The sequence below is a fragment of the Adlercreutzia aquisgranensis genome (assembly GCF_943193145.1).
Taxonomy (GTDB): domain Bacteria; phylum Actinomycetota; class Coriobacteriia; order Coriobacteriales; family Eggerthellaceae; genus Xiamenia; species Xiamenia aquisgranensis.
On record NZ_CALPDA010000001.1, the window covers coordinates 121373 to 145193 of the forward strand.

Below are 23821 nucleotides of genomic sequence, written 5' to 3' on the forward strand. Positions count from 1 at the left end.
CAGGCAGCTGCGTTTTCGGCGGGAAGGCGGCAGATGACAGACGACGGATGGCAAGGAGCTGCGGCGTAGGTAGATGATCGGCGAATTCGAACAATCGGTGCGGATGCATCCCCACAGGACCTTCTTTGCCTTCGTGGCGAAGGACGGGTCCGTGGAATCCTACACCTATTGGGAGGCTCGCCTGCTCTCCGCCGCCATCGCGCGTCGGCTCATGGACCACGGCGTCCGCCAGGGCGACTACGTCGCCGTCGATTTGGCGAACCATCCCATGCTCGTGTTCCTGTCGCTTGCGGCGGCTTACGGCGGCTTCGGGCTGGTGCTGCTGAACCATCGCCTGACCGAGGCGGAGAAGATGTCGCGCCTATTCGATATGGAGCGCGCCCCCGGCGTGCGGCTGTCGTCGCGGTTGAACCAGGCCACGGCCGAGCAGCTGATGGAGACGTGCGTCGCCCAGGTGGCGGGCTTGCCTGTGGGGGCTGCGGCAGGGGCGCTGTCCCAGGGCGGCGCATCGGGCCCCCTTGCCGGGTTCGGCCGGCGCAGTGCCTCTACCAGCATCTCCTTCGACGACGCGAGCGCAACGAAGCACTACGGCATCGACATTCCCACCCGGGCCATGCGCGCTCGGGCGCGGGATGCAGCCCTGCCCCAGCCGCTGCAGGCGCGGCCGGCCCCCCATACCTCCTCGGCGTCGGTGCGGCGCGGTCGTGCCCGGCAGCAGGCGCGCGTGCAGGCCGCCACCAGCCGCGCGGAAGCGGAAAGCAGCATCGTCCATTTCGCCGAGCATGCCGTGCGCGTGTTCTCGCCGTCGGCCCGGGCGGTGGTCATGTTCACGTCAGGAAGCACCGGGCGGTCGAAAGCCGTGCCGCTGACCTGGAACAACCTGTGCTCTTCGGCGCGCATCGCCAACCGCAACCTGTCCGTTTCCGAAGCCAGCCGCTGGCAGCTGGCGCTGCCGCTCTACCATGTGGGCGGCTTCCAGATGATGGTGCGCAGCGTGCTGGCCGATGCGTCGTTCACGCTGTACGAGGGGTTCAATCCCCGCCAGCTGCTCGACGACGCTCCCCGCATCGGCGCCACCCATGTGTCGGTGGTGGACAAGATGCTGCAGGACTTGCTTGACCTGGCCGAATCGAGCGCCGCCTACAAGCAGGCTCTGCGCGGCTATCGCTGCGTGCTGCTGGGAGGGGCGGCGCCCAACCAGAGCTCGCTGACGCGCAGCATCACGCTGCAGGTGCGCCTGTTCGCCAGCTACGGCATGACCGAGACGTCCAGCATGATTGCGAACAGTCTGGTCACGCCCGGCTACGAAGGAGGCCTGCGGCTGCTTTCCGGCTACAGCGCCCATATCATCGACCCCGACGAGGACGGCGTGGGTCGCTTGGCCGTGAAGGGCTGCGGCGTGTTCGACAGCTACCTGAACGCCCGGGCCACGCGCACGGTGGACGGCTACTTCCTCACGGGGGACAGCGCGGCCTTCCGCGACGGGCGCCTGTACGTGCAGGAGCGCACGGAGGACCTGTTTGTGTCTGGCGGCGAGAACGTCTATCCCGCCGAGATCCGCAAGAAGCTGCTGGACATCCCCGCGGTGGCCGATGCCTTCGTCTTCGGAGCGCCCGACCCGGTGTGGGGTCGGCGGCCGGTGGCGTTCGTGGAGCGCAAGGCGCCTCATCCCCTTGCCGATCTGCAGCTGAGCGCGCAGACCAACCTGCAGCTGGCCGCCGAGGTGCGCGAGGGCCTGGCTCACCGGCTGTCCAGGGTGTACCTGCCCGACGCTGTGTTCGCGCTGGACGCGTTTCCCCGCACCGGCGTGGGCAAGGTCGACCGCCAGGCGCTGCTTCAGCGCTTCGACGAGCGCATCCTTGTAAAGAAGGTGGTGCTGCACCGCATCCGACTGCCGTTCAAAAAACCCTTCCGCACGTCGAAGGGCACGCTGAGGGCTCGGGAATCGCTGCTGGTGCAGGTGATCGACCACGAGGGGCGCAGCGGCCTGGGCGAGTGCGTGGCGTTCTCCAGCGACTGGTACCTGCCCGAAACGCTTCGCGACGACCTGCCTGTTCTGCGCGACACGCTGGCGCCGGCGCTCATCGGGCGGCCCATGCTCCATCCGGCCGACGCGTTCGACGCGCTGTCAGCCGTTCCCGGTGCGCTGCCGTATCCGCTGGCCATGGGAGCTATCGAGTCGGCGGTGTGGGACCTGTACGGTCGCATCACGGGCAAGCCGTTGTGGAAGCTGCTGAACGAATGCTATGCCGAGGAATGCGCCGCCGCCGTTGCCGAGAGCGCCTCCGAACCGGCTCAGCCCAGCGCCAGCGGCCCGGTTTTCGGCGCGCCCGTTACGGGGGCAGCGTCGGGCGTCGTTGTGGGCGCTTCCGCCGGGTCGCCCAGCTCGGCGGGGGCGGAAGCGGCTCCCGCCATGATCGACAGCATGCGCGCCGTGCCGGCCGGCGCGGTTATCGGCATGGGATCGGTGGCGGAGGTGCTTGCTTCGGCCCGCCAGTCGGTTCAGGCCGGCTACAAGCGCTTGAAGCTCAAGGTGGCCCCCGGTTGCGCCTACGCTCTGGCGCGTGCGGTGCGGGAGGCGTTCCCCGACATCGTCATTACGCTGGACGCGAACCAGAGCTTCTGGGAGAGCCAGGCCGACGAGCTGCGGGCGCTGGCCGATCTGGACATCGCCTGGATCGAAGAGCCCCTGCGGCCCAGCGGCCGGGCAGGCGAGGCCCCGGGCGATTTGTTCGCGCGCCTGGCCCAGCTGCAGCGCACCATGAAGACGCCCATCTGCCTGGACGAGTCCATTGCGCGACCGCGGGACCTGCTCCGGGCGCTTTCGTATCCCGAGCTGCGCTGCTACGCGGTGAAGGTGGGGAAGATGGGCGGCATCGCCCCTACGCTGCGCTTCGTGGCGCTGGCCGCCGAACGCGGGCTGCAGCTGTGGATGGGCGGCATGTACGACACTGGCATCTCCCGCCGCGTGGCCGCCGCGTTCGAGACGCTGCCCGGCATGGACGTCCCCGGCGACATCGGCTCCACCGCCCGCTACTTCCATACCGACATCGCCACGCCCCCCTACGCCGTGGAGGCAGGCAGCATCTACCTGAACCGCCCCCCGTTCGTCTCGGGCCTGGGCTGCGTTCTCAACGAGCCGGCCCTCGAGTCCGTCACTTTGGAGCGCATCGCCGTAGAATAGCGCCGCAGACGCCCAGCCGTTTTGCGCCCAGCGCTCCGCCCCCGCGCGTTCCGCCCCCTTCGCCCCCTTCGCCTATCGCCAGCGCCCTCGCGTCCTTTCGCCCTCGGCGGCCTTCTTTCATCTCGTGGAGCCCGCACAATCGGCAGGTTCATGCAGAATAATTCACGAACCTGCCGATTGTGCGGGCTCCTGCAGCAGGCTTGGCTGAGGAAGCCTCGGCGAAGGTGCATCATCAGCCGAAAAAGGCAGTTCGGGACAGTCGGTTCCGCATCCGCGGCTCGCCCACAATCGCACCTGCTGGTTGGTCCAATCCCCCAGGTCTCGCCCCTGCCCCCTTCTGAGCGCATGCGACACAATCGAGGCGAACTCCCAGAAGGCACCCCATTCGTTCACCTGGTCCTTCGTGAGCGTGATGACCGTATAGCCCATTCTCTGCAAAACGTTGCGTTTCGCGGCATCTGCGTTGAGGGAGCGCGTGTTGGCGTGCGCCCAATCGCTATCATACTCGACGAGAACCTTCTGCCGCCGCCACAGGAGGTCTGCTCTCACATACCCTCGCTTTGCGAGCCTGCGCAGGTTCGGGGGTATCGTGATTCTTGCGTTCATCTCGGGTTTCGGCAATCCCATGCCGCCCTTTTGCTTGGGAAGGCAGAGCAGCAGGGCAAGTGTCGTCTCCATAGGCGAGGCGGACGCCTCAACGATGAATGGAGCCACGCGACGGGCCGCTTTGGATCCTGTTACCCCGGAAGTTCTGTTGAGGTAGTCCCTCAGTCCTGCGATGTCTAGGACGGGGGACCGGTCATGCATCCCGCGCGGGTCTCGGGGGTCCTTTCGGTATGCCGAACATAGCTCGCTCGCGCATTCGGCAAGCTGCAAAGGGGGCAATTCTCGAGCAAGATTCGCCACGGTCAGTGCCGGAATCGGAATCAGGTACCCCTCTGGGAGGAGCGCGAAGGACCGGGGAGGGAGGGGCGTACTGCAAACGAGGCATCGGAAGATCGATGACTGACTGCGGCGATTGGGGCTGGAGACGAGGGCGCTCACGGGGTTTTCGAAGATGCCCGGGTATGCAGACTGCAGGTTTCTGACATCGGAGCAAGAGGGCATTAGTTCCATGCATCTTCTTGCGTAGTCGTCGGTTGCAGAGCCGACGGTTGCCAGAGCGCGGGCGACTTGTCGGTCGGATGCCTTCCGATAGAACGATAAAGCACTTCGTGCCGCCAAGACGAATCCCACCTTCCGGTCCTTTCGTGCGACGCCTCCGTCCCGTCCCCTGGCAACACCTTATCAGAGTGGTCTTGCGGAACCATGACAGGGATTTGCTTGCTCGCTGAACTGGTCGCATGCAGCAATCATCAAAGCAGGGGAATAGGTTCTTGCAGAAAGGGACGCTTGCCGGGAAGCGCGTCTTTCCGAGAAGCGCTATACCTGCGAAGCGATTCGCAGGGGAAGAGGGGCTGGGGCTCTTCGCGAGTTTCGGAGGGATGAAAAGGGGTGCGCCTCCGCTTGGCAAGTCTGGAATTGGCGGAAAACTTACGGTAGAGAATGAAAAATCGCAGCAAATCTGTATACAAACGGTAACAAGATGCGAAATGTTGCATAGAGGCGTGCTGCTGTCCTGATTGTTGGGGTATGATGCCACCAATGGACGAAGAGCTTGCGTCGGAGGCTGCTCGCACAAGCCAGAGAGCAGCCGAACAGGCCAAGCGCTCAGGAAAGGGGTTCAACCCATGGCAACATCGAACGGCGGAGGCGCATCCATGGCGCAGACCGCAGGTAGTGCCGGCAAGGGCGAATCGGCGGAAGATCGGGGAAAGCTCGGTCTGTTTCGCCTGGTCACTGCCGTTATTACCCTGATCATCGGCGCCGGCGTCTTCACGCTTTCCGGCGAGCAGGCCGTCGGCGGCGGCAGCGGCTGGGCCATCATCACCGCATGGGGTATCTCGGCGGTGGGCGTGCTGTGCCTGGTACTTACCTTCTTTGCGCTCTCGCGCCTGAAGCCGCAGCTCAAAGGTGGTATCTACAGCTACGCTAGCGCTGGTTTCGGCGACTTTCTAGGATTCAACAGCGCGTGGGGCTACTGGATATCGGCGCTTTTGTGCACCGTGAGCTTCTCGGCGCTCTTGTGCCAGGCCCTGGCGTACTTCTTCCCGATTTTCGGCAACGGCACCAACCTGCCCTCCATCATCGCGGCCAGCGTCATCATCTGGTTCTACGTGTTCGTGGTGTCGCGCGGCGTGAAGGAGGCGGCCGGTATCAACGCGGTGGTGACCATCAGCAAGATCGTCCCCATCTTCGTGGCGTTGGCGGCCATCATCTTCCTGCAGAAGTTCGACCCGGCTCTGTTCGTGGAGAACCTGACCCACGGCGCCGAGCCCGGCATGCCCTTCTTCGACCAGGTCATGAACTCCATGATGATCACCATCTGGGTGTTCGTGGGCATCGAGGGCGCCGTGGCCATCTCCGGCCGCGCCAAGAAGGACTCCGACGTGGGCAAGGCCACGGTCATCGCGTTCGTCTGCGTGCTGACCATCTACATGCTCATCAGCATGCTGTCCCTAGGCATTCTGCCGCTGTCCGAGCTGGCCGAGCTGCCCAATCCCCAGTTCGCTGGCGTGATGGAGGCGGCCGTGGGGCAGTGGGGTGCCATCCTTATCAACTTCGGCGTGGTGCTTTCGCTGGTGGGCGCCATGCTGGGCTACACGGTGCTCTCCGCCGAGTCGCCCTTTGAAGCTGCCGAACAGGGCGTGTTCGTCAAGGCCTTCGCCAAGACGAACAAGCAGGGCGCTCCCATCACCACGCTGATCGTGACCAACATCATCATCGAGGCGTTCCTCATCATCATGATGTTCTCCGACAGCACCTACCGCTTCTTCTACACCCTGTCCGCGGGCATGATCCTGCTGCCGTATCTGCTGTCGGCGGCGTACTTCGCCAAGCTCGCCTTCAAGGAGAAGGGCCTGTTCGCAAGCAAGATCGGCGGCAAGATCGGCCTCTGGCGCGTGATCGCCGTCATCGGCGTCATCTACAGCTTCTTCCTGGCGTGGGCCTCGGGTGCCGTGGGCGTGACCATCATGTCGCTTCTGTACGCGCCCGGTATCGTCATGTACATCGCCGGCAAGCGCGAGCGCGGCGAGAAGTACCTGGACAACACCCGCGACCGCGTTGTGGCGGCCATCATCCTGATTGCGGCCGTGGTGTCGCTGGTGCTGCTGCTCACCGGCATCGTGGCGGTGTAAGCAGGCGGCAGTTGCCATTGGTAGTGCCTGCCGAAGCGCGCAGGAGCCGCAGGCGAAAGTGTTGTGCTTGAAAGAAAGGCGGGGCTCGGACGTACCGAGCCCCGCCTTCTGCGTTGGTGAGGGATTTGCTGCGCTAGCCCAGCAGCTGGCAGACCTGGCCGAGCAGCGGCTCGAAGGACACGCCGCGGTCGCGGAAGTGGGGTTGCTGCGCGCTGACGAGCATGGCGTCGTGCACGAACGACCCGGCGAAGTCCGCCGACTCCACCAGGTTGCGTCCGGCCATGATGCCGGCCAGCAGGCACGAGGCGTACACGTCGCCGGTGCCGTGCAGGGAATAAGGCACGTACTCGTTGGACACTTCGGCAAGGTCGTAGTCAATACCAGCTACGTAGTTATGAACTACGGATTCTCCTTCGCGCTTGATGCCCTTGAGCACCACGTTCTTCGCGCCCAGGGCCATAAGCCCCTCGATCATGCGTGCCGCCTCCGCTTCGGAGATGTCGGTGCCGTGCCATTCCTCGCCCAGGATGATGGCAGCTTCCGTCAGGTTGGGGGTGAGGATGTCGGCCTGATGCGCCAGGTCGGCCATGGCGGCGCACAACTCGGGGGTGTAGGTGGGGTACACCTTGCCGTAATCGGCCATCACCGGGTCCACCATGCGCAGGGCGCCGGGGTAGGTGGCGTAGAGCCGGCGGATGGTGTCCACCTGCTCGGGCGCGCCCAGGAAGCCGGAGTACACGGCGTCTATCTGCACGTCGATCTTGCTCCAGGCCGACAGGTAGTCGTCCAGGATCTCGGTGGTATCGTGCATGTACCAGCCGGGGAAGGCGGTGTGGCTGGAGAACAGCCCCGTGGGCACCGGGCACACGTCGCAGCCGGCGGCGGAGAGCACGGGGATGGCCACGCCCAGCGAGCACTTTCCGTAGCCGCACAGGTCGTGGACGGCGGCAATACGGGGAATGTAGGCGCCTTCGCGCTGGTAGAGGGGTGCGGGCGATTCGGCCATGGGGGTCCTTTCGACGGGGTGAACGGAAAAAGCTGCGCGTCCGCCGCCCGGAGGGGTTGCGGACGCGCGATAGGGCAAAGCGAAGCCTTGGCTGCAGGCCGGGGCGCCAAATGGAGGCGCTATGGGCGTATGCGGGCAGCCCCGGCGCTACTTGGACGAACCGTCGCTGCCGTCTTCGCCTTCGTCATCGTCGTCGAAGAACGTCCAGTCGTCCTCGCCTGGTTCACGGTCAACGAACTGCTTGCGCGTGCGACGCTCCATGATGACGCTGGCGATGAGGGTCAGCACCAAAACACCGCCGATAAGGCAGCCGATGCCGGGAGCGGTTTCGAAGAGGAAGTGGTAAATGGAAGCTGCGTCCATGGTGTCCTTCTTTTTGGAGGTTAGCCTATCGGGAACGAGTATACTATGCCAAGAGGCTCCGCTTGGGCTCGCTTTCGGCGAAATCGTAACAAGTGCGAACCCCGCTGTTTACTGGAGTGCCGTCCGCAGGAAGGGATGACCCATGGGGCAAAGGCGCAGTGCGTCTTCAACCGACAGCCAACTGCGCAATGCCGCTTCCTTGGCGAGTGGGAGCCCCTCTGGCATCTTCCGTAATCTTTCCGGGGTCGAAGATCCGCGGCACAACATGATTCTAGCCGCTGTGGCAGTAGCGGCAATTCTTGCCCTGATGGCGCTCATGGTGACGCTTACCAACTATATAGAAGATGTTCTCAGCGAAAACGCTGAACAGCAGGTGGTGTCGTTCACCGAGCAGGCCGCCTTCACTTCTGCGGGCCGTTTGGGGCTTCTGCAGGACGAGATGGAGTCAGTCCAGTTTCAAACGGACGATCTTGTGGAAGTGCAGCCGTTTCTGGCCAGCATCAAGGAAAGCTTCGGCCTGACGGGCACATGGTTCATCAGGGCCGACGGCCAAGGGGTGTCGTGGAACGGCGTATCCGCCACGGCGGAGGAGTTGACTGCGGGACTGGAAATCACGCCGCTGCCCGAGCACGAGTACGGCTACTCGCAGAACTACCTCAACCACGATGGCCAGACGGTTCGCATGGGCCGCAAGCAGCTGTTCGCCGGCGGCACGTACATAGGCGACTTCTACCAGGAAGTGCCTCTCGTGCTGTTCACGATGCCCGACGAACTGAGTATGTTCGACGGGCGGGGGCAGTTCATGCTGATGGAGGCCGCCACAGGTGAGGTGCTGGTTGCGCCTACCACGCTGCCGGAAACAACGTTGACGCTAGGCGACTCGCTGTACGCCTACCTGGAAGGCGCTATCTTCTCGAGCGAGGTTCGCTCTAAGGCCGGCGGCGGTTACGACAGCCTGTCCCTGGAATCCCTCGACGCGGAACTTTCGGGGGTTGAGAAGCTGAAGAGCCTGGTAAACGATGGCGAGTGCGGCGTGATCCGCGCGGTGATAGACGATCGGCCCAGCTACATTGCCGTGGCGCCAGTGACGGGGTCCACCTGGTACGCCTGCACCATCATTCCCGAAGAGAATCTGCGCTCGCAGACCACGGTGGTGGCCGCCACGTTCCAAGGGGTGTTTGCTGTGGTGCTGCTCAGCCTGGTGGGAACCGGTGCCGCGCTGCTGATGGCGTACCAGCGTCGCCTCCGGTCCCGCAATGCGACGGCCACCATCGAGCTGTACGGAGCGCTTTCCGAAAGCGTCGAGATGGCTGTGAACCTGTACTCGCCTCGTGACCACGAGACCACCCATATCGTGGCGAAGGCCGACGGCGTCATCGGCTGCTCCTTCGACGAGCTTATGGCCGACCCGTCCGTAGCGGAGTCGCTGCAGATGTCCGAAACGGGCACGGCGCTGTTCGAGCGCGTCCGCAACGATGCGGTGAAGCAGCTGGAACGGGGGGACTTCTCGATTGTGCGCCCCCACGAGAGTACCCGCTCGTGGGTGGAGTACGCCGTGAGGCCCCTGGAGTTCGAAGGCCGCCATCAGCTGCTGATCGTGCTGCAGGACGTCACCACCGAGAAGATGATCCAGCTGTCTATGAAGGACGCCATGGAAGCCGCCGAGTCGGCCAACCGCGCCAAGACCGAGTTCCTCTCGCGCATGAGCCACGACATCCGCACCCCCATGAACGTGGTTATTGGCATGCTGCAAATCGCCGAGTCGAATATCGACAACCCGGCTAAGCTGCGCACCTGCCTTTCGAAGGTTGCCATGGCCTCCGACCAGCTGCTCGCGCTCATCAACGAGGTGCTCGACTTCTCGAAGATAGAAAGCGGCAAGATCGTGCTCGACCGGCTGCCGTTCAGCCTGGAGGCGCTCATAGGGGGAGCCGCCGACGTGGCGCGGATGCAGACCGAGGAGCGGGACCAGACCCTGGTAGTTTCCGTGGAAAACCAGATAGGGGACCGCTTCCTGGGCGACAAGGTGCGCCTGAACCAGATGCTTATGAACCTGCTGAGCAATGCGGTGAAGTACACGCCCGAAGGTGGTCGCATTGAGTTGTCGGCGTCGGTGGGGATAGAAAAGTCGGGTTACTATCCCATCACGTTCAAGGTGGCGGACAATGGCATCGGCATGTCGACGGAGTTCCAGGAGCACCTGTTTGAGCCGTTCACCATGGAAGGCCGCTCGCGGGCTCAGGGCACCGGGCTTGGCACGTCCATCGTGAAGAACATCGTTACCCTGATGGGCGGCATGATCACCGTGGAGTCTGCGGTCAATGCGGGCACCACGTTCACGGTGCTGGTGTACCTGGCGTCGGCGGACCGCCCGGCCGATGACGCGCAGGCCGATCCGCTCGATGCGCTGCGGCTGGAGGATCTGGACGTCGAGGCGGCGCTTTCCCTGGCCCGGGAGCTGGGCGCCGAACCGGTCCCTCCCGCTGCGGAGGAGGGCGAGCAGGTGGCGGGCAGGACGCTGCTCGACGAATCGCATCTGACGTCCGATTGCGGCGCGGGCCTGCGCATTCTCATGGCTGAGGACAACGACCTGAACGCCGAGATCGCTCAAGAGCTGCTGGAATCCTACGGCTTCGCCGTGGAGCGCGCGGCGGACGGCCAGGAGGCGTGCGAACGGTTCGCGGCGGCGTCCAGGGGCTACTACGACGCGGTGCTGATGGACGTGCAGATGCCGCGGATGGACGGCTACGAGGCGACGCGCACCATCCGCTCCATGGACCGCCCCGACGGGCGGCAGGTGCCCATCGTCGCCATGTCGGCCAACGCGTTCAGCGACGATGTGGCCGCATCGCTTGCCAGCGGCATGGACGAGCATCTCTCGAAGCCCATCCAGATTAAGACCGTGGTGCTGACCGTGCTGTCGCTCGTGCAGGAGCGCAGGGCGTAGGCTGCAGCGTGCGCCGCAGGTGGCGGTGCGCGGGCCGCTGCCGGGGTGCGCGGCCGAGTGCGGTCGGGCCTCCCCGGGGCGGCGGGGGGTGCGTTGCGGCTGTCCGGTGCGGGTCCTTTGTCGCCTTTCAGTTCGGTGACCGTTTTCCCACGGCGGCATGTCAGCCGCGCTCCTGCAATGCTTACCTGTTCGCTTTGATTCATGATGGTTGCGTATCCATCGGCGATAGCAACGGAGGTTCATCATGGAGCTCAAGGATTCCCAAACCTGGAAGAACTTCGAGACGGCGCTGAATTTGGAGTGTCGCGCCTATTGCGAGTACACGTTCTTCGGCCAGCAGGCCGGCAAGGACGGCTACACGCAGATCCAGGAGATCTTCAACGAGACGGCGGCCAACGAGCTGCACCATGCGAAGCTGCTGTACAAGAAGCTGCACGACGGCGCGGTGCCCGGCACCATGGAGAACCTGGAAGCGGCGCGGGCCAGCGAGGAAGCCGAGGGCGTAGAGGCGTACACCTCTTTCTCGAAAACCGCTTACGACGAGGGATTTCCCGAGATAGGCGAGTGGTTTGCCGAGCTGGCCAAGATCGAGATGTCCCACGAGCAGCGCTATGTGAAGCTTAAGGAGCGCATCGAGAACGACGAGGTGTTCAAGCGGGCGGAGCCGGTGGTGTGGGTGTGCACGGTGTGCGGCCATATCCATATCGGCACCGAGCCGCCGGAGGTGTGCCCGGTGTGCCAGCACCCGCGCGGCCACTTCGAGATCAAGGCCGAGAACTACTAGGGTTCGACGCCGCCGAAACGCATCGGCCCGGGATGCGCGCAGTCGATCAGCTTGCGCGCGCCCGGGCTGACGTACGTTCGGGGCTGTCGATGCTGACGCTTCGGCGGCGTGGCTGCAGGTCCTTTCGAGGGGGCGGCGGATGGAAGGTTTGCCGCGTGCGCGCCCGCTGCCGCTTCGGGCGGCTACTGTTCTATAGGCAGCCGGTGACGGTCGCCTCCGGCCCCCGCGCAGTCGGTGGCTGCCCCAGCTCCCGCAGCCGGTGACGGCCGCTCCGTCTCTTGCAGCTGGCGGCTGCCCCGGCTCCTGCAGCCAGTGGCCGCCCCCGGCCCACCATGGAGCTGGTGCGTCCCTTTCCGGGTCTTCGGTGTAACGAAAGACGGTTATGGCAAAAAGCACTGTAACGAATGACGGTTGTGCGCGATTTTCTGTAACGAACGACGTTTATGGCAGGTTTCGGCTGCCATAAACGTCATCGGTTACATCGGCTGGCGGTAGGAGGCAGACCGGCTGCGCCAGCGGCTGCTGGCGAACGAGTTTCTCGTGAGGGGGAAATCCGGGCTTGCGCCAGCGGCGGGTGGAGGGTAGAATACTTGTCTGCTGCGCGAAAGTCGTAGCTGTAAGCTTGCGTGGAGAGATGTCCGAGCTGGCCGAAGGAGCACGATTGGAAATCGTGTATACCCCAAAAGGGTATCTGGGGTTCGAATCCCCATCTCTCCGCCACTTTTTCAGCTAAACGGGTAGCACCCTTCGGAGGGGTGGCAGAGCGGTTGAATGCGGCGGTCTCGAAAACCGTTTCACCGGTAACCCCGGTGACGAGGGTTCGAATCCCTCCTCCTCCGCCAGTTTCAAAGAATGAAGCCCCAGGTAGCCCCTGGGGTTTTTGCTGTCCGCACCCGCAGGCCCGGCTTGTCGGCTGCTGGGTCTGCGGCCTGCGTTTGCCATGCCTCGGCCCTTTGCCCTCTGCCCGTTTCGTTGCCGCCGCTGCTGCCGCTGCTGCCGCTGCTGCCGCTGCTGCCGCTGGCGCCGCCCCATCGCTGCCCCGGGCCGGCGGAAAGCCGGTTGCGGAATGCGGCGCAGGCGTTTCCGTCGGTTGTTGGCGGCGGCCGTCGTGGTGGCGGGGTGCCGGCATGCAACGGTTGGCCTTGCGGAGCCGACGCGACGCCGGTCTCTGCGGCAGCGGCGCTCGGCCTCCTGTCGCAGCGCAGCGACGTCGGCTTGCGCGGTGCCGCATGCGCAAAGAAGCCTGTTGCGGCGCGGCGCGGGGTCTATCGAAACGATGGCATCCCGGCTGGGCGCGTTGACCGCCGCGCCGCTTTCCTCCACAATTCGGGGCAGCTACGCTGACGAAAGGACGAACATGGCTGATCGCGTTGTGGAGAGCTCCGATATCGAAGTGCCCGAAATCCCCGAACTGCTTGAGAAGGTGCTGCTATTCTGTTTGGAGGAATCCAAGGAGAAGATGCGCGCCGGCGAGGACGTCGTCCCCTTCACTGCCCTGGTGGTGAAGGAGAACCTGTTCATGGAGAACCATCCTGGCGAAACGGCCGAGCAGTGCTTCGCCTTTGCCCGCCATACGGTGGCCAATGCCCGCGGCGCCCAGGCCTACGCGCTGTGCTACGACGGCTACCTGGAAGTGGACGACGAGGTGAAGGACTGCCTGATCGCCGAAGGCGGCATCCCCGGCGAGGAGGAGGGCTACGCGGTGGGCGTCCTGTACACCGCAGGTGAGGACGGCAAGCCCGTTTTCGAGGACGAACCGGCCTACATCGGAGCGTCGCCGAACTTCATGGAAGACCTCAAGGAGGCCGAGGCCTACACCGAGGAAGAAATCGACGAGAAGTACCTGAGCGACTGCGACGAGGACGAGGCGGAAGCCGAGGAGCAGGACTAAAGGCTTCGGCGACAGGGTCGAGCCAGCAAATCAAAGGGGGCAGGGCGCGCGGCGCCGGCCTCCCGTAGCGGGACCGGGGGCGAGAGCTTCCGGTCCCATTTGCTTTGGGGCGCTGTTGGCAATGCGTTTGCGACGAGGTGATGTCGACGCTGCGCCCGGTGTGCGAACGTGCAATGTTTTCGAGAGAACCAGGTGCGCGCCGTGCAAGGAGGGGCGTGCAAGGGAAGTGGCAGGTGGTTAGGTTGGCTTCTGCCGGCGGATGCGCTCTCGCAACGGCCGAGAGGGCGTGCGGACACGCTGTCTGTCATGGAATCGCAAGGGCGTAAGGCTACCATAGGGGGCCAAGCGGTCGGCGCGCGAGGCGTCGGCATTGGCGGCGGGGACGGTTGGTCTTGTGTGAAGAGGGCGTGGGGTTCGGGCGCGGTGCGAGAATCCTTCGGCTTTGCGGGTGGGAGTCTGCTAGACTAGTACGGCTAATTCCTGCCCCGGTGTATTGCCTTCACCAGCCCGGGGCCGTACAGTCCAAAGGAGGTGAGCTGATGAAGGCTTATGAATTGCTGTTTATTGTCGCTCCGTCTATCGACGAGACCACTCGCGAAGCAGTTATGAATCGTATCCAGACCACGATCACTGCTGCTAACGGCACGGTTGACAACGTCGACAACTGGGGCAAACGCAAGCTTGCGTACGAAATCGACGGTTTGACCGATGGTGACTACACCCTTATCGATTTCCATGCCGACCCCGCTGAGGTTGCCGAGCTCGATCGCGTGCTGCGTATCACGGACGCCGTGGTCCGCCACATGATCGTGAAGCGCACCGACCGCGACTAAGGCAAAGGACAAGCCTTGGGTGTCACTGCCCAAGGTGAAACCGAAAGAGGTGGAACATGAGCATCAACCGAGTAGTCATCAGCGGCAACCTGACGCGCGATCCCGAGCTGCGGGCGACCCCGGGCGGCACCCAGGTGCTGAGCCTGTCGGTGGCGGTGAACGACCGCCGCAAGAACCCCCAGTCCGGCGATTGGGAGGACTACCCCAACTTCGTGGACTGCAAGATGTTCGGCACCCGCGCCGAGAGCGTCTCCCGCTTCCTGTCGAAGGGCCAGAAGGTCTGCATCGAGGGCAAGCTGCGCTACAGCAGCTGGGAGCGCGACGGGCAGAAGCGCAGCAAGATCGAGGTTGTCGTCGACGACATCGAGTTCATGTCCAGCGGCCAGGGCGGCAACGGGCAGGGCGGCTACAGCGCGCCTCGTCCTCAGCAGTCCTACGCCCCTCAGCAGGCCTATGCGCCCCAGCCCGCCATGCCTACCTACGATGCCTACGCGGCACCGCAGATGACGGCCCCGGCTCCCATGCCGGCGGTTGCCCCGGTTCCGGCAGCGGCTCCCATGGGTGCGCCCGAGGTTGTTGACACCTCTGCGTCGGTTTACGATGAAGAGATTCCGTTTTAGCACCTACGAAAGAGGTTGAACATGGCTGATTACGTAAAACAGCCTCGTCGTAAGTACTGCCAGTTCTGCAAAGAGGACGTGGAGTACATCGACTACAAGGACACGCAGATGCTGCGCAAGTACGTCACCGATCGCGGTAAGATCAAGCCGCGCCGCGTGACCGGTGCCTGCACCCAGCATCAGCGCGACATTGCCAACGCCGTGAAGCGTGCGCGCGAGATGGCGCTCATGCCCTACGCGGTTCCCGCCGTCAGCGGTCGTGGCGATCGCCGCGGTCGCTAAGGCAAGGAGGAACCATGAAAGTTATCCTGCTCCAAGAACTGAAGGGCAAGGGTGGTGAAGGTGACGTCGTGGAGGTTTCCCGCGGCTTCGCGAACAACTACCTGCTGCCCCAGCGCATCGCCATCCTGGCGACCAAGGGCAACCTGAAGCAGCTGGAAGAGCGCAAGCACAACATCGCCAAGCGCGAGGAAGTGCGCATCGCCAACGCCGAGCAGCTCAAGGCAGTCCTGGATGCCGCCACGGTGGTCGTGGACGCCCGCGTGGGCGACGAGGGCCAGCTGTTCGGCTCCGTCACCGCCCAGCAGGTCGCCGATGCTGCGAAGGATCAGCTGGACGTCGAGCTCGACCGTCGTCGCATCGAGATGGGCTCGCCCATCAAGACCGCCGGCGAGCACACGGTCACCGTTTCGCTGTATCGCGAGATCAAGGCCGAGCTGAAGCTGATGGTGGGCAAGGAGGTGGCCGAGGCCGAAGAGGTCGAGGTTGCCGAGGATGCCGAAGGCGACGTGGAAGTTGCCGCCGAGGAGACCGAGGTCGTGGAGGCCTAAGTCTCCAAGGCTGTTCTTCGCAAGCCAGTAACGCCTGTTGGCGCGGCGGTTTGCGGAATTCGCGTGAAGCGGGTTTCCCCCTGGTTACAACGGGGAAAACGTGGATAATCCCCCGACTCTGCATCCAGAGTCGGGGGATTGCTTTTTTGCCGGTGGGGAAAACCGCGCGACGGGCGCTGGGTGGCGCTGCGACGAGCGCTGACGGGCGCGGGGTTCTGCGCTATGATGGCCACCCTAAGCTACGGAGAGGTGATCGATTCATGGCAGCAAGCTACAATCCCGACTACGTTCCCGAAGAGGGCAACTACACAGCAGCGCCGACGAAGGCCGACCCGCAGAACATCGAGGCGGAGAAGATTGTGCTGGCCGCCTGCCTGCTGCGCCAGGACGCCATCAACGAGGTGGCTGTGAAGCTGAGCGCGTCGGACTTCTACCGCTCGTCGCACCAGATCATCTTCCAGACCATGTTCGACATGGCCACGCGCCAGATCCCGGTGGACCACATCTCGCTGGCCGACCAGCTGAAGGCCGCCGGGCAGCTGGACGCCGTGGGCGGCCCCGAGTACCTGATGGGGCTTGCGGACAACACCTTCGCGCTCACGAACTGGCAAAACCATGTGGACATCGTCAAGCGCACCTCTATGCTGCGTCAGCTCATCCGCGCGTCGGCCTCGATTCAGGCGCTGGCCTACGACGCGCCGGCCGATTTGGACGAGGTGGTGGAAGAGGCGGAGAAGACGCTGTTCGCCGTCACCGAGAAGCGCGTGTCGTCGGATTTCCAGACCATGCAGAAGCTGGTGGACGTATCGTTCGAGCAGATTCAGCAGCTGGTGGCACAGGAGAACAAGATCACCGGCGTTGCCACGGGATTCCACGACGTGGACGAGCTGTTCCACGGCCTGCGCCCGGGCGATTTGGTGATTCTGGCGGCACGACCCGGCGTGGGCAAGACCTCGTTCGCGCTGAACCTGGCCACCAACGCGGCGAAGCTGGGATCCACCGTGGCGTTCCTATCGCTGGAAATGAGTGCCGAGCAGCTGGTGCAGCGCATCATCTGCTCGGAGGCGCGCGTCAGCCTGGCGAACCTGCGCGCCGGCAAGGTGCAGGACTCCGACTGGCCGGCGCTCATCGAGGCGTGCGGGCAGCTGTCCACCTTGCCCGTGGTCATCGACGACACGCCGGCGCTTTCCATCCTCGAGCTGCGCTCGAAGGCGCGTCGTCAGCTGCGCGGGGTGGAGAAGGGCCTGATCATCGTGGACTACTTGCAGCTCATGCAGCCTCCGAAGTCCCGCGCCGACGGCAACCGCGCCGTGGAGGTGGGCGAGATCTCCCGAGGGCTGAAAGTGCTCGCCAAGGAGATGGGCATGCCGGTGATCGCGCTCTCCCAGCTGTCTCGTTCCATCGAAACGCGCACGAAGAAGCGCCCGATGCTTTCCGACCTGCGCGAATCCGGCTCCATCGAGCAGGACGCCGACATCGTTGCCTTTATCGACCGAAGCATCGACGAGGTGGAGGCGGAAAGCGAGGACCGTCCGCCGCTGGGCCAGGCCACGCTCATCGTGGCGAAGCACCGCAACGGCCCCACCCGCGACATCCCCCTGGCGTTCAAGGCGGAGTACACCCGGTTCATGGATTTCGTCGACGAGTCCCGCGTTGCCGACTTTATGTAGCATGGTCACGGGCCCGGGAATTCGCTACACTGGCCCTATGGCCGACCAGGTGACATTCATCCATGCCGCGGACCTCCACCTGGGGGCTCCCATGCGCGGCTTGCGGGCGCTTTCCGAATCGTGGGCCGACCGGGTGCGCACGGCCATCGCCGAGGCCTACGGGCGCGTGGTGCAGACGGCTATCGACCGGCAGGTGGACTTTGTGCTCATTGCTGGCGACATGTTCGACACCGCCTGCGCCTCCTATGCCGACTACCGGTTGTTCTTCCGCGGGCTGGAGCGGCTGTCCCAGGCGGGCATCCCCGTGTTCATGGTCACGGGCAACCACGACCCGTTCACGTCGTGGCAGCGTGAGTTCTTCAACTTGCCCGAGGGGGTGGAGATGCTATCGGCGCAGAAGCCCGACTTTCGGCTGGTGCGTCGCGATGGACAACCGCTGTGCCTGGTGGGAGGCAGGGGATATTACAACCAGACCTGGCCGCGCGAGCTCTGCATCGCCGACGGCGTAACCCGGCAGGCGGCCGAGGAGGCCCTTGCTGCGGCGGGGCAGCCCGATGCGGCCGACGCGCCTTTCGCCGTGGGCATGCTCCATTGCGGGCTCGACCTTGACCCGGAGAAGGCGCCGGTCTCCCCGCGCCAGCTGCTTGGAGCCGGCATGGACTACTGGGCGCTCGGGCATATCCATCTGAAGGGGCTGTTCCCGTCGGCGGACAACCCGCGCATCGGCTTTTCCGGCTGCATCCAGGGCCGCGACATACGCGAGACCGAGGAACGCGGCATCTACTGCGTGACCCTGCGCAAAGGGGAGGTTCCGGCGGTGGAGTTCGTGCCCACGGCCAGCATTGTGTGGCAGCGCATGGACGTAGACGTATCTGGCTGCGAGAGCCTGCCGGACGTGAGCGAGCGGGTCATGCGCGAGCTGTTCGCCGCCAACGGCCGAGCCCGCTGCGAGGAGATGGTCTCCCGCATCACGCTTGCGGGCACCACCAAGCTGCACGGGCTGCTGGCTCGCCCCGACGTGCGCGAGGACATGCGCGAGTCGCTGAACGACCAGTACCCGCTGTTCTTCTGCGATGCGCTGTTGGACGCCACCAAGCCTGTGCGCGACGAGGCGCTCCTTCGGGAAGAGGGGCTGTTCCCGGCGACGTTTCTGCAGGTGGCGGACGTGCAGGCCAGCGAAGAGGACGAGCTGCTGTCCTACGTGCAGGACGAGTTCCTCAGCCGTGGCGTGAAGCTGCCCGGCTCGGTGGCGCGCTCCGTGGACGAGCTGGCAGCAGAGGCCCGGTCGCTCGTGCTCGACGTGCTGCTTTCCGAGGAGTCGTCATGAGCGGCCGGCGGTATCTGCGCATCGTGCGCATGGACGCCTTCGGCGCGTTCTCGGCCAAGACCGTGGGGCCGTTCGGGCCGGGGCTCAACATCGTCTGCGGCCGCAACGAGGCGGGCAAGAGCACGGTGGCTTCCTTCGTGGGCGGCGTGCTGTTCGGGTGGGACGACGCCCGCAGCAGGCGAAACACCTACAAGCCGGCGGCTGCGGCGCAGGCCGGTGCGCTGCTGTTCGCCAAGGTAGACGGCGAACGCAGCGACGATGCAGAGCTGTTTCGCGGCCGAAACGTCGAAGGCTTGCAAGGGCCTGTCGAGCTGGTTGCCGATATAGACAAGGACACGTACCGCACCATGTTCTCGCTCACCAGCGACGAGCTGCGCGGACTTCGCAACACCCCCGACATGACGGCAAAGCTGCTCACGGCCGGGTCGGGGACGGAGACGGGGCCGGCCCAGGCGCTGGCCGCGGTGCAGGAGCGTCTGGCGGAGTGCCTGTCGCGTGCGGCGGCGTTTCCGGATTCCATCCCCAACCTGAAGGCGGAGGCCGATCGGCTGAAGGCGGCCATAGCTCAGGCCAGTCAGGAGGCGAACCGGCTGAAGACCAGCGAGCGGGAGCTGTGCGAGCTGGAGCCGCAGCAGGAGAAGGTCGCCTCGCTTCTGAAGGAGGCTCAAAGCGATATCGCGCTTCTGACCTCGTCGTTGGAGCGGCTGCGCACGGTGGGGGAGCGCATGGCGCGCGACGAGGAATCGCTCAAGGACTACGAAGCCGACGAGAAGCGGCTGGCGGAGGAAGTGCGCGTCGCTGAAGCCGCGGCGGCCGATTTCGCGGGGCTCGACGAAGCGGGCGGGGAGCAGCTGGTGCGCGAGGCGCTCGACCGGTACGGGGCGGAGCAGACGAAGCGCCAGCATGCCGTAGACGCCGCCCGGGAGCGCTACCTGGCATCGACGGCGAAGCTGGAGGCGCTCCGCGAGTCGGAGGAAGGCAGGGCCGCTGAGCGCCGCGATAGGCAAAACCGCATCTTGCAGGTTGCCATATCCATCTTGATGCCGGCACTGTTTTTGCTGGTAGGACTAGGTATTTTCATGGACGGCCATACGCGCTCGACCCTTTCGATGGTAGCGCTCGGGTCGGTGTTCATGGTGTTCGCGGCCATCATGGCCTTCGCCGCGCTGTACCTTCTGCTCCGGCCGCCCGACCGGAAGGGGGCCGAGCGCGACCGGTGGGAGAACGCCGAATGGGTGATGCTGCAGGACAAGAAGATGCTGCTCACCTGCGAGGAGGACCGCGACGCCTTCGCTGCGCAGGTGAGCGGGTATCTGGACCGGGCGGGGCTTTCCGCGGCTCGCGGGTCCGTCGGCCAGGCGCGATCGCTGCTGGACGCCTACGGGCGCGACCGGGAGACCGTGCGCGGCTTGCAGCAGCGCCTGCAGGCGATACGGTCCCAGTACCGCAAAACCGCCGACGATTTGGCGTCGGCCCAGCAGGCGCAGGAGCAGGTCTACGCTCGGCTGGAGCAGCGGCTGGGCGTGGGGATGGAGCGTTCCGTCGATGGGGTCGAGCGCGCGCTTTTCCGCAAGGAGGAGGAGCGAGCCGCCTACCAGGAGCGCAGCGATCAGCAGAACCAGCTCCTGGGCCGGCTTGCCCAGGAGCTGCGCCAGGGCGAGACGCACAGGGAACTTGACGAGCTGAAGCTGAGCTTCGAGCTGGTGTCCACGCGGCAGGCGGAGGCGGCGCGCGAGCTTGCCCGGCTGCTGATGGCCCAGCGGATGCTGCAGTCGGCCATCTCGGCCTGGGAAAGCACCAGCCAGCCGGAGGTCTACCGCAAGGCCAGCGCGCTGTTCTCGCTGATGACCGACGGGAAATGGGAGCGCGTGGCCCTGGGTCCCGACGGATCGCTTCTGGCTACCAACGCAGCTCACGTGACTCTGCCGCCGGCCAAGCTGTCGCTGAGCACCTGCCAGCAGCTGTACCTGTCGCTGCGCATCGCGCTGCTCATGAGCGCCGAGGGCGTGGGCAGCGCCATTCCCGTGCTGGCCGATGACATCCTGGTGAACTTCGACGAGAAGCGCCGAGCCGGGGCCGCCGCCGCCCTGGCCGAGCTGGCGAAGGTGCGCCAGGTCATCGTGTTCACCTGCCATGGCGATGTGGCCGAGGCCCTGAAAGCCGCCGACCCAGCGGCGCGCGAGGTGGATCTGTAGAGGGGGCTGTTTGCCTGAGGGGTAGCGGCCTGCGCCTTGGCGGCTTGGAGATGCCGTCGGGTTCGTGCGGGGCTGCCCACGGGGCTTGCTCCCTTCGCTATACTATATCGTTGCGGCTGATTGCCGCTAACAGGGGCGTAATTCCGCTTCGGGCGGATGCGCATGACGAGAGAGCGCCGTTGCGCGAAAGGATGCATTCCCATGCCGAATACGGTTCTGGTGGGGGCCCAGTGGGGCGACGAGGGAAAAGGCAAGATCACCGACCTCATCGCAAGCGACTACGACTACGTGGTCCGTTTCCAGGGAGGAAACAACGCAGGCCACACGGTCATCCACGGTGACAAGAAGCTGGCGCTGCACCTCATGCCCTCCGGAGTCATGTACGAGAACGCCGTGCCGGTGATCGGCAACGGAGTGGTGGTTGACCCGGGCGTGCTCATCAAGGAAATGGCTGTGCTGGAGGCCGAGGGCATCTCGTGCAAGAACCTGCGCATCTCCTGCGACGCCCATGTGATCATGCCCTACCACAAGGATTTGGACGGCGCCGACGAGAAGCGCCTGGGCGAGCACAAGATCGGCACCACCAAGCGCGGCATCGGCCCCTGCTACCAGGACAAGGCGGCGCGCAAGGGCATCCGCATCCAGGACCTCATGGACGAGAAGATCTTCCGCCTGAAGGTGGAGACGGCCCTGGCCCAGAAGAACCCCATCCTGAAGAACATCTACGGGCTGCACACCTACACGGTCGAGGAGATCTGCGAGGAGTACCTGCCCTACGCGAACATCCTGCGTCCCTACATGGCCGAGACGGCTCAGATGCTCAACCAGGCCATCCGCGACGGCAAGACGGTGCTGTTCGAGGGGGCCCAGGGCACGCTGCTGGACATCGACCACGGCACCTACCCCTATGTGACCTCGTCGTCCTGCTGCGCCGGCGGCGCCTGCACGGGCACCGGCGTGGGCCCGAAGAAGATCGACCGCGTGCTGGGCATTCAGAAGGCCTACGTCACCCGCGTGGGCGGCGGCCCGTTCCCGACCGAGCTCACCTACGCCGAGGACGGCGGCGAGGGCCAGGACGCCGTCGACGGCGAGACGCTGTGCCAGGTGGGCCACGAGTATGGCGTGACCACGGGGCGCAAGCGCCGCTGCGGATGGTTCGACGCGGTCATCGCCCGCTACGCCGCCGAGGTGAACGGCCTGACGGATGTGGCACTCACCAAGTTGGACGTGCTGTCGGCCTTCGACACCATCAAGGTGTGCGTGGCCTACGAATGCGACGGTCAGACCTACGACTACTTCCCCATGCAGCAGAGCGTGCTGTTCCATGCCAAGCCGGTGTACGAGGAGCTGCCCGGCTGGAAGGACGTGGACATCACGGGATGCCGCACTTTCGAGGAGCTGCCCGAGAACGCCCGCGCTTACGTGGAGCATCTTGAGAAGCTGGCCGGTGTGCCCATCAGCATCATCGCCGTGGGCCCCGACCGCGATCAGACCATATTCCGAGGATGGGACCGATAATGAACGTACTGGTTTTGGGCAGCGGCGGCCGCGAGCACGCCATCACCTGGTCCTTGGCGAAATCCCCCCTGGTGGAGGAGCTGTTCGTCGCGCCTGGCAACGGGGGGACGGCGGGAATCGCCCGCAACATCTCCGGTTTGAACGCCGAAGACGGCGAAGCGGTGCTGGGGTTCGCCCGCGACCATAAGATCGACTTGGTGGTTATAGGCCCCGAGGCCCCGCTGGTGGCCGGTGTGGCCGACGTGCTGCGCCAGGCCGGCGTGGCGGTGTTCGGGCCCGACGCCCAGGGCGCCCAGCTGGAAGGCAGCAAGAGCTACAGCAAGCGCTTCATGGACGACAACGGCATCCCCACGGCCCGTTACGCTACGTTCACGGAGCTGGAGCCGGCGCTGGCGTACCTGGACGAGCTGGGTGTGCCCGTGGTGGTGAAGGCCGACGGACTGGCGGCGGGCAAGGGCGTTGTGGTGGCCGACGACATGGAGGACGCGCAGGACGCCGTGCGCGCCTGCTTCGATGGAGCCTTCGGCGACGCGGGCAGCACCGTACTTATCGAAGAGTGCCTGCAGGGGCCCGAGTGCAGCCTTCTGGCCTTCGTGTCGAACGGCAAGGCGCACTGCATGGCCACGGCCCAGGACCACAAGCGCGCCTTCGACGGCGACCGGGGTCCCAATACCGGGGGCATGGGCGTGTACTCACCAGTGCCCATCGTTACGCCCGAGGAATACGCGGCCATGCACCAGGTGATGGAGACGGCGGCCGCGGCCACGGCCCGCGAGCCTTTCGCCCACGACTACCGCGGCGTGCTCTACGGCGGCTTCATGCTCACCGAGGACGGCCCGAAGGTGCTGGAATTCAACGCTCGTTTCGGCGATCCCGAGACCCAGGTGATTCTGCCGCGGCTGGAAAACGACTTGGCCGAGGTCATGCTGGCCGTTGCCGAGGGACGCCCCGACAACATCGATCTGCATTGGGCCGAGCAGTGGGCCGTGTGCGTGGTGCTTGCCAGCGAAGGCTACCCGGGTTCCTACGAGAAGGGCAAGGTCATCCTGGGCATCGACGAGGCCGAGGCGCTGGACGGCGTGACGGTGTTCCATGCGGGCACCGCCCACAACGCCGACGGCGAGCTGGTCACTGCCGGCGGCCGCGTGCTCAACGTGGTGGCCCTGGGCGACAGCTTCGAGGAAGCGCGCGATCTGGCCTACGAAGCCTGCGATCTCATCTACTTCGAGGGCAAGCAGCTGCGCAGCGACATCGGCCTGCGCGCGCTGCAAGGGCGGGAAGCCTGGTAAGAAACCGCTATCACGTTCGTTCGCATTGGGCTTCGAAGGCGGGGTGCTTCATCAGGAGGCGCTCCGCCTTCTATTTTCGGCGAAGCGGTTTGGGCTCGCCTCTCGCCTGCAGGCTGGGGCAAGAG

17 protein-coding genes and 2 tRNA genes are annotated in these 23821 nt (G+C 65.0%); 16 read left to right on the forward strand and 3 right to left on the reverse strand.

The features are described 5' to 3' along the window. Nucleotides 1–73 precede the first annotated feature (73 nt). On the forward strand, nt 74–3184 hold the full coding sequence (locus NFR41_RS00430) for an AMP-binding protein (RefSeq protein ID WP_285833833.1): 3111 nt from the start codon (nt 74–76) through the stop codon (nt 3182–3184). Between the two features lie 162 nt (nt 3185–3346). On the opposite strand, the gene NFR41_RS00435 is transcribed toward NFR41_RS00430, so the two are convergent. After that, a complete protein-coding gene (locus tag NFR41_RS00435) occupies nt 3347–3862 on the reverse strand; it encodes a PDDEXK family nuclease (RefSeq protein WP_251230247.1) in 516 nt (171 codons plus the stop codon). Between the two features lie 1082 nt (nt 3863–4944). Here NFR41_RS00435 and NFR41_RS00440 point away from each other — a divergent pair. Beyond that, nucleotides 4945–6423: a basic amino acid/polyamine antiporter gene (locus NFR41_RS00440; protein WP_251230380.1), complete on the forward strand. Its 1479-nt coding sequence runs from the start codon at nt 4945–4947 to the stop codon at nt 6421–6423. Between the two features lie 133 nt (nt 6424–6556). On the opposite strand, the gene NFR41_RS00445 is transcribed toward NFR41_RS00440, so the two are convergent. Beyond that, on the reverse strand, nt 6557–7429 hold the full coding sequence (locus tag NFR41_RS00445; RefSeq protein WP_160213262.1) for a PfkB family carbohydrate kinase: 873 nt from the start codon (nt 7427–7429) through the stop codon (nt 6557–6559). 147 nt (nt 7430–7576) lie between these two features. Continuing rightward, a complete protein-coding gene (locus NFR41_RS00450; protein WP_251230248.1) occupies nt 7577–7792 on the reverse strand; it encodes a DUF6724 family protein in 216 nt (71 codons plus the stop codon). A gap of 265 nt (nt 7793–8057) precedes the next feature. On the opposite strand from NFR41_RS00450, the gene NFR41_RS00455 reads away from it, so the two are divergent. From NFR41_RS00455 to purD, 14 genes are all read left to right on the forward strand, one after another. Continuing rightward, nucleotides 8058–10739 (forward strand): ATP-binding protein, encoded by a 2682-nt coding sequence (locus NFR41_RS00455; protein ID WP_251230249.1) that lies wholly within the window; start codon nt 8058–8060, stop codon nt 10737–10739. A 244-nt stretch (nt 10740–10983) separates the two neighbouring features. After that, nucleotides 10984–11523: a rubrerythrin family protein gene (locus NFR41_RS00460; protein ID WP_251230250.1), complete on the forward strand. Its 540-nt coding sequence runs from the start codon at nt 10984–10986 to the stop codon at nt 11521–11523. A 628-nt stretch (nt 11524–12151) separates the two neighbouring features. Next, nucleotides 12152–12243: transfer RNA gene (locus tag NFR41_RS00465), tRNA-Ser, on the forward strand. Nucleotides 12244–12272: 29 nt separating this feature from the next. Further along, nucleotides 12273–12365 (forward strand) — tRNA-Ser (locus tag NFR41_RS00470). A 515-nt stretch (nt 12366–12880) separates the two neighbouring features. After that, complete coding sequence (locus NFR41_RS00475; RefSeq protein WP_251230251.1) at nt 12881–13414, forward strand: hypothetical protein; 534 nt, start codon at nt 12881–12883, stop codon at nt 13412–13414. Between the two features lie 539 nt (nt 13415–13953). Next, on the forward strand, nt 13954–14247 hold the full coding sequence (gene rpsF / locus NFR41_RS00480) for a 30S ribosomal protein S6 (RefSeq protein WP_160213267.1): 294 nt from the start codon (nt 13954–13956) through the stop codon (nt 14245–14247). 56 nt (nt 14248–14303) lie between these two features. After that, on the forward strand, nt 14304–14867 hold the full coding sequence (locus NFR41_RS00485) for a single-stranded DNA-binding protein (protein ID WP_160213268.1): 564 nt from the start codon (nt 14304–14306) through the stop codon (nt 14865–14867). A 21-nt stretch (nt 14868–14888) separates the two neighbouring features. Continuing rightward, nucleotides 14889–15149 (forward strand): 30S ribosomal protein S18, encoded by a 261-nt coding sequence (gene rpsR / locus NFR41_RS00490; protein WP_160213269.1) that lies wholly within the window; start codon nt 14889–14891, stop codon nt 15147–15149. Between the two features lie 14 nt (nt 15150–15163). Then, nucleotides 15164–15697: a 50S ribosomal protein L9 gene (gene rplI / locus NFR41_RS00495; protein WP_251230252.1), complete on the forward strand. Its 534-nt coding sequence runs from the start codon at nt 15164–15166 to the stop codon at nt 15695–15697. Between the two features lie 260 nt (nt 15698–15957). Further along, a complete protein-coding gene (gene dnaB, locus NFR41_RS00500; RefSeq protein WP_251230253.1) occupies nt 15958–17367 on the forward strand; it encodes a replicative DNA helicase in 1410 nt (469 codons plus the stop codon). A gap of 49 nt (nt 17368–17416) precedes the next feature. Continuing rightward, nucleotides 17417–18694, forward strand: coding sequence for a metallophosphoesterase family protein (locus NFR41_RS00505; RefSeq protein WP_251230254.1), 1278 nt, complete (start codon nt 17417–17419; stop codon nt 18692–18694). Further along, nucleotides 18691–20889, forward strand: coding sequence for an ATP-binding protein (locus NFR41_RS00510; protein WP_251230255.1), 2199 nt, complete (start codon nt 18691–18693; stop codon nt 20887–20889). The genes NFR41_RS00505 and NFR41_RS00510 overlap by 4 nt, the downstream gene beginning before the upstream one ends. Before the next feature lie 201 nt (nt 20890–21090). Next, nucleotides 21091–22407, forward strand: coding sequence for an adenylosuccinate synthase (locus NFR41_RS00515; protein WP_160213273.1), 1317 nt, complete (start codon nt 21091–21093; stop codon nt 22405–22407). After that, nucleotides 22407–23696, forward strand: coding sequence for a phosphoribosylamine--glycine ligase (purD, locus tag NFR41_RS00520; RefSeq protein ID WP_251230256.1), 1290 nt, complete (start codon nt 22407–22409; stop codon nt 23694–23696). Before NFR41_RS00515 ends, purD begins: the two co-directional genes overlap by 1 nt. The last annotated feature ends 125 nt before the right edge of the window (nt 23697–23821 follow it).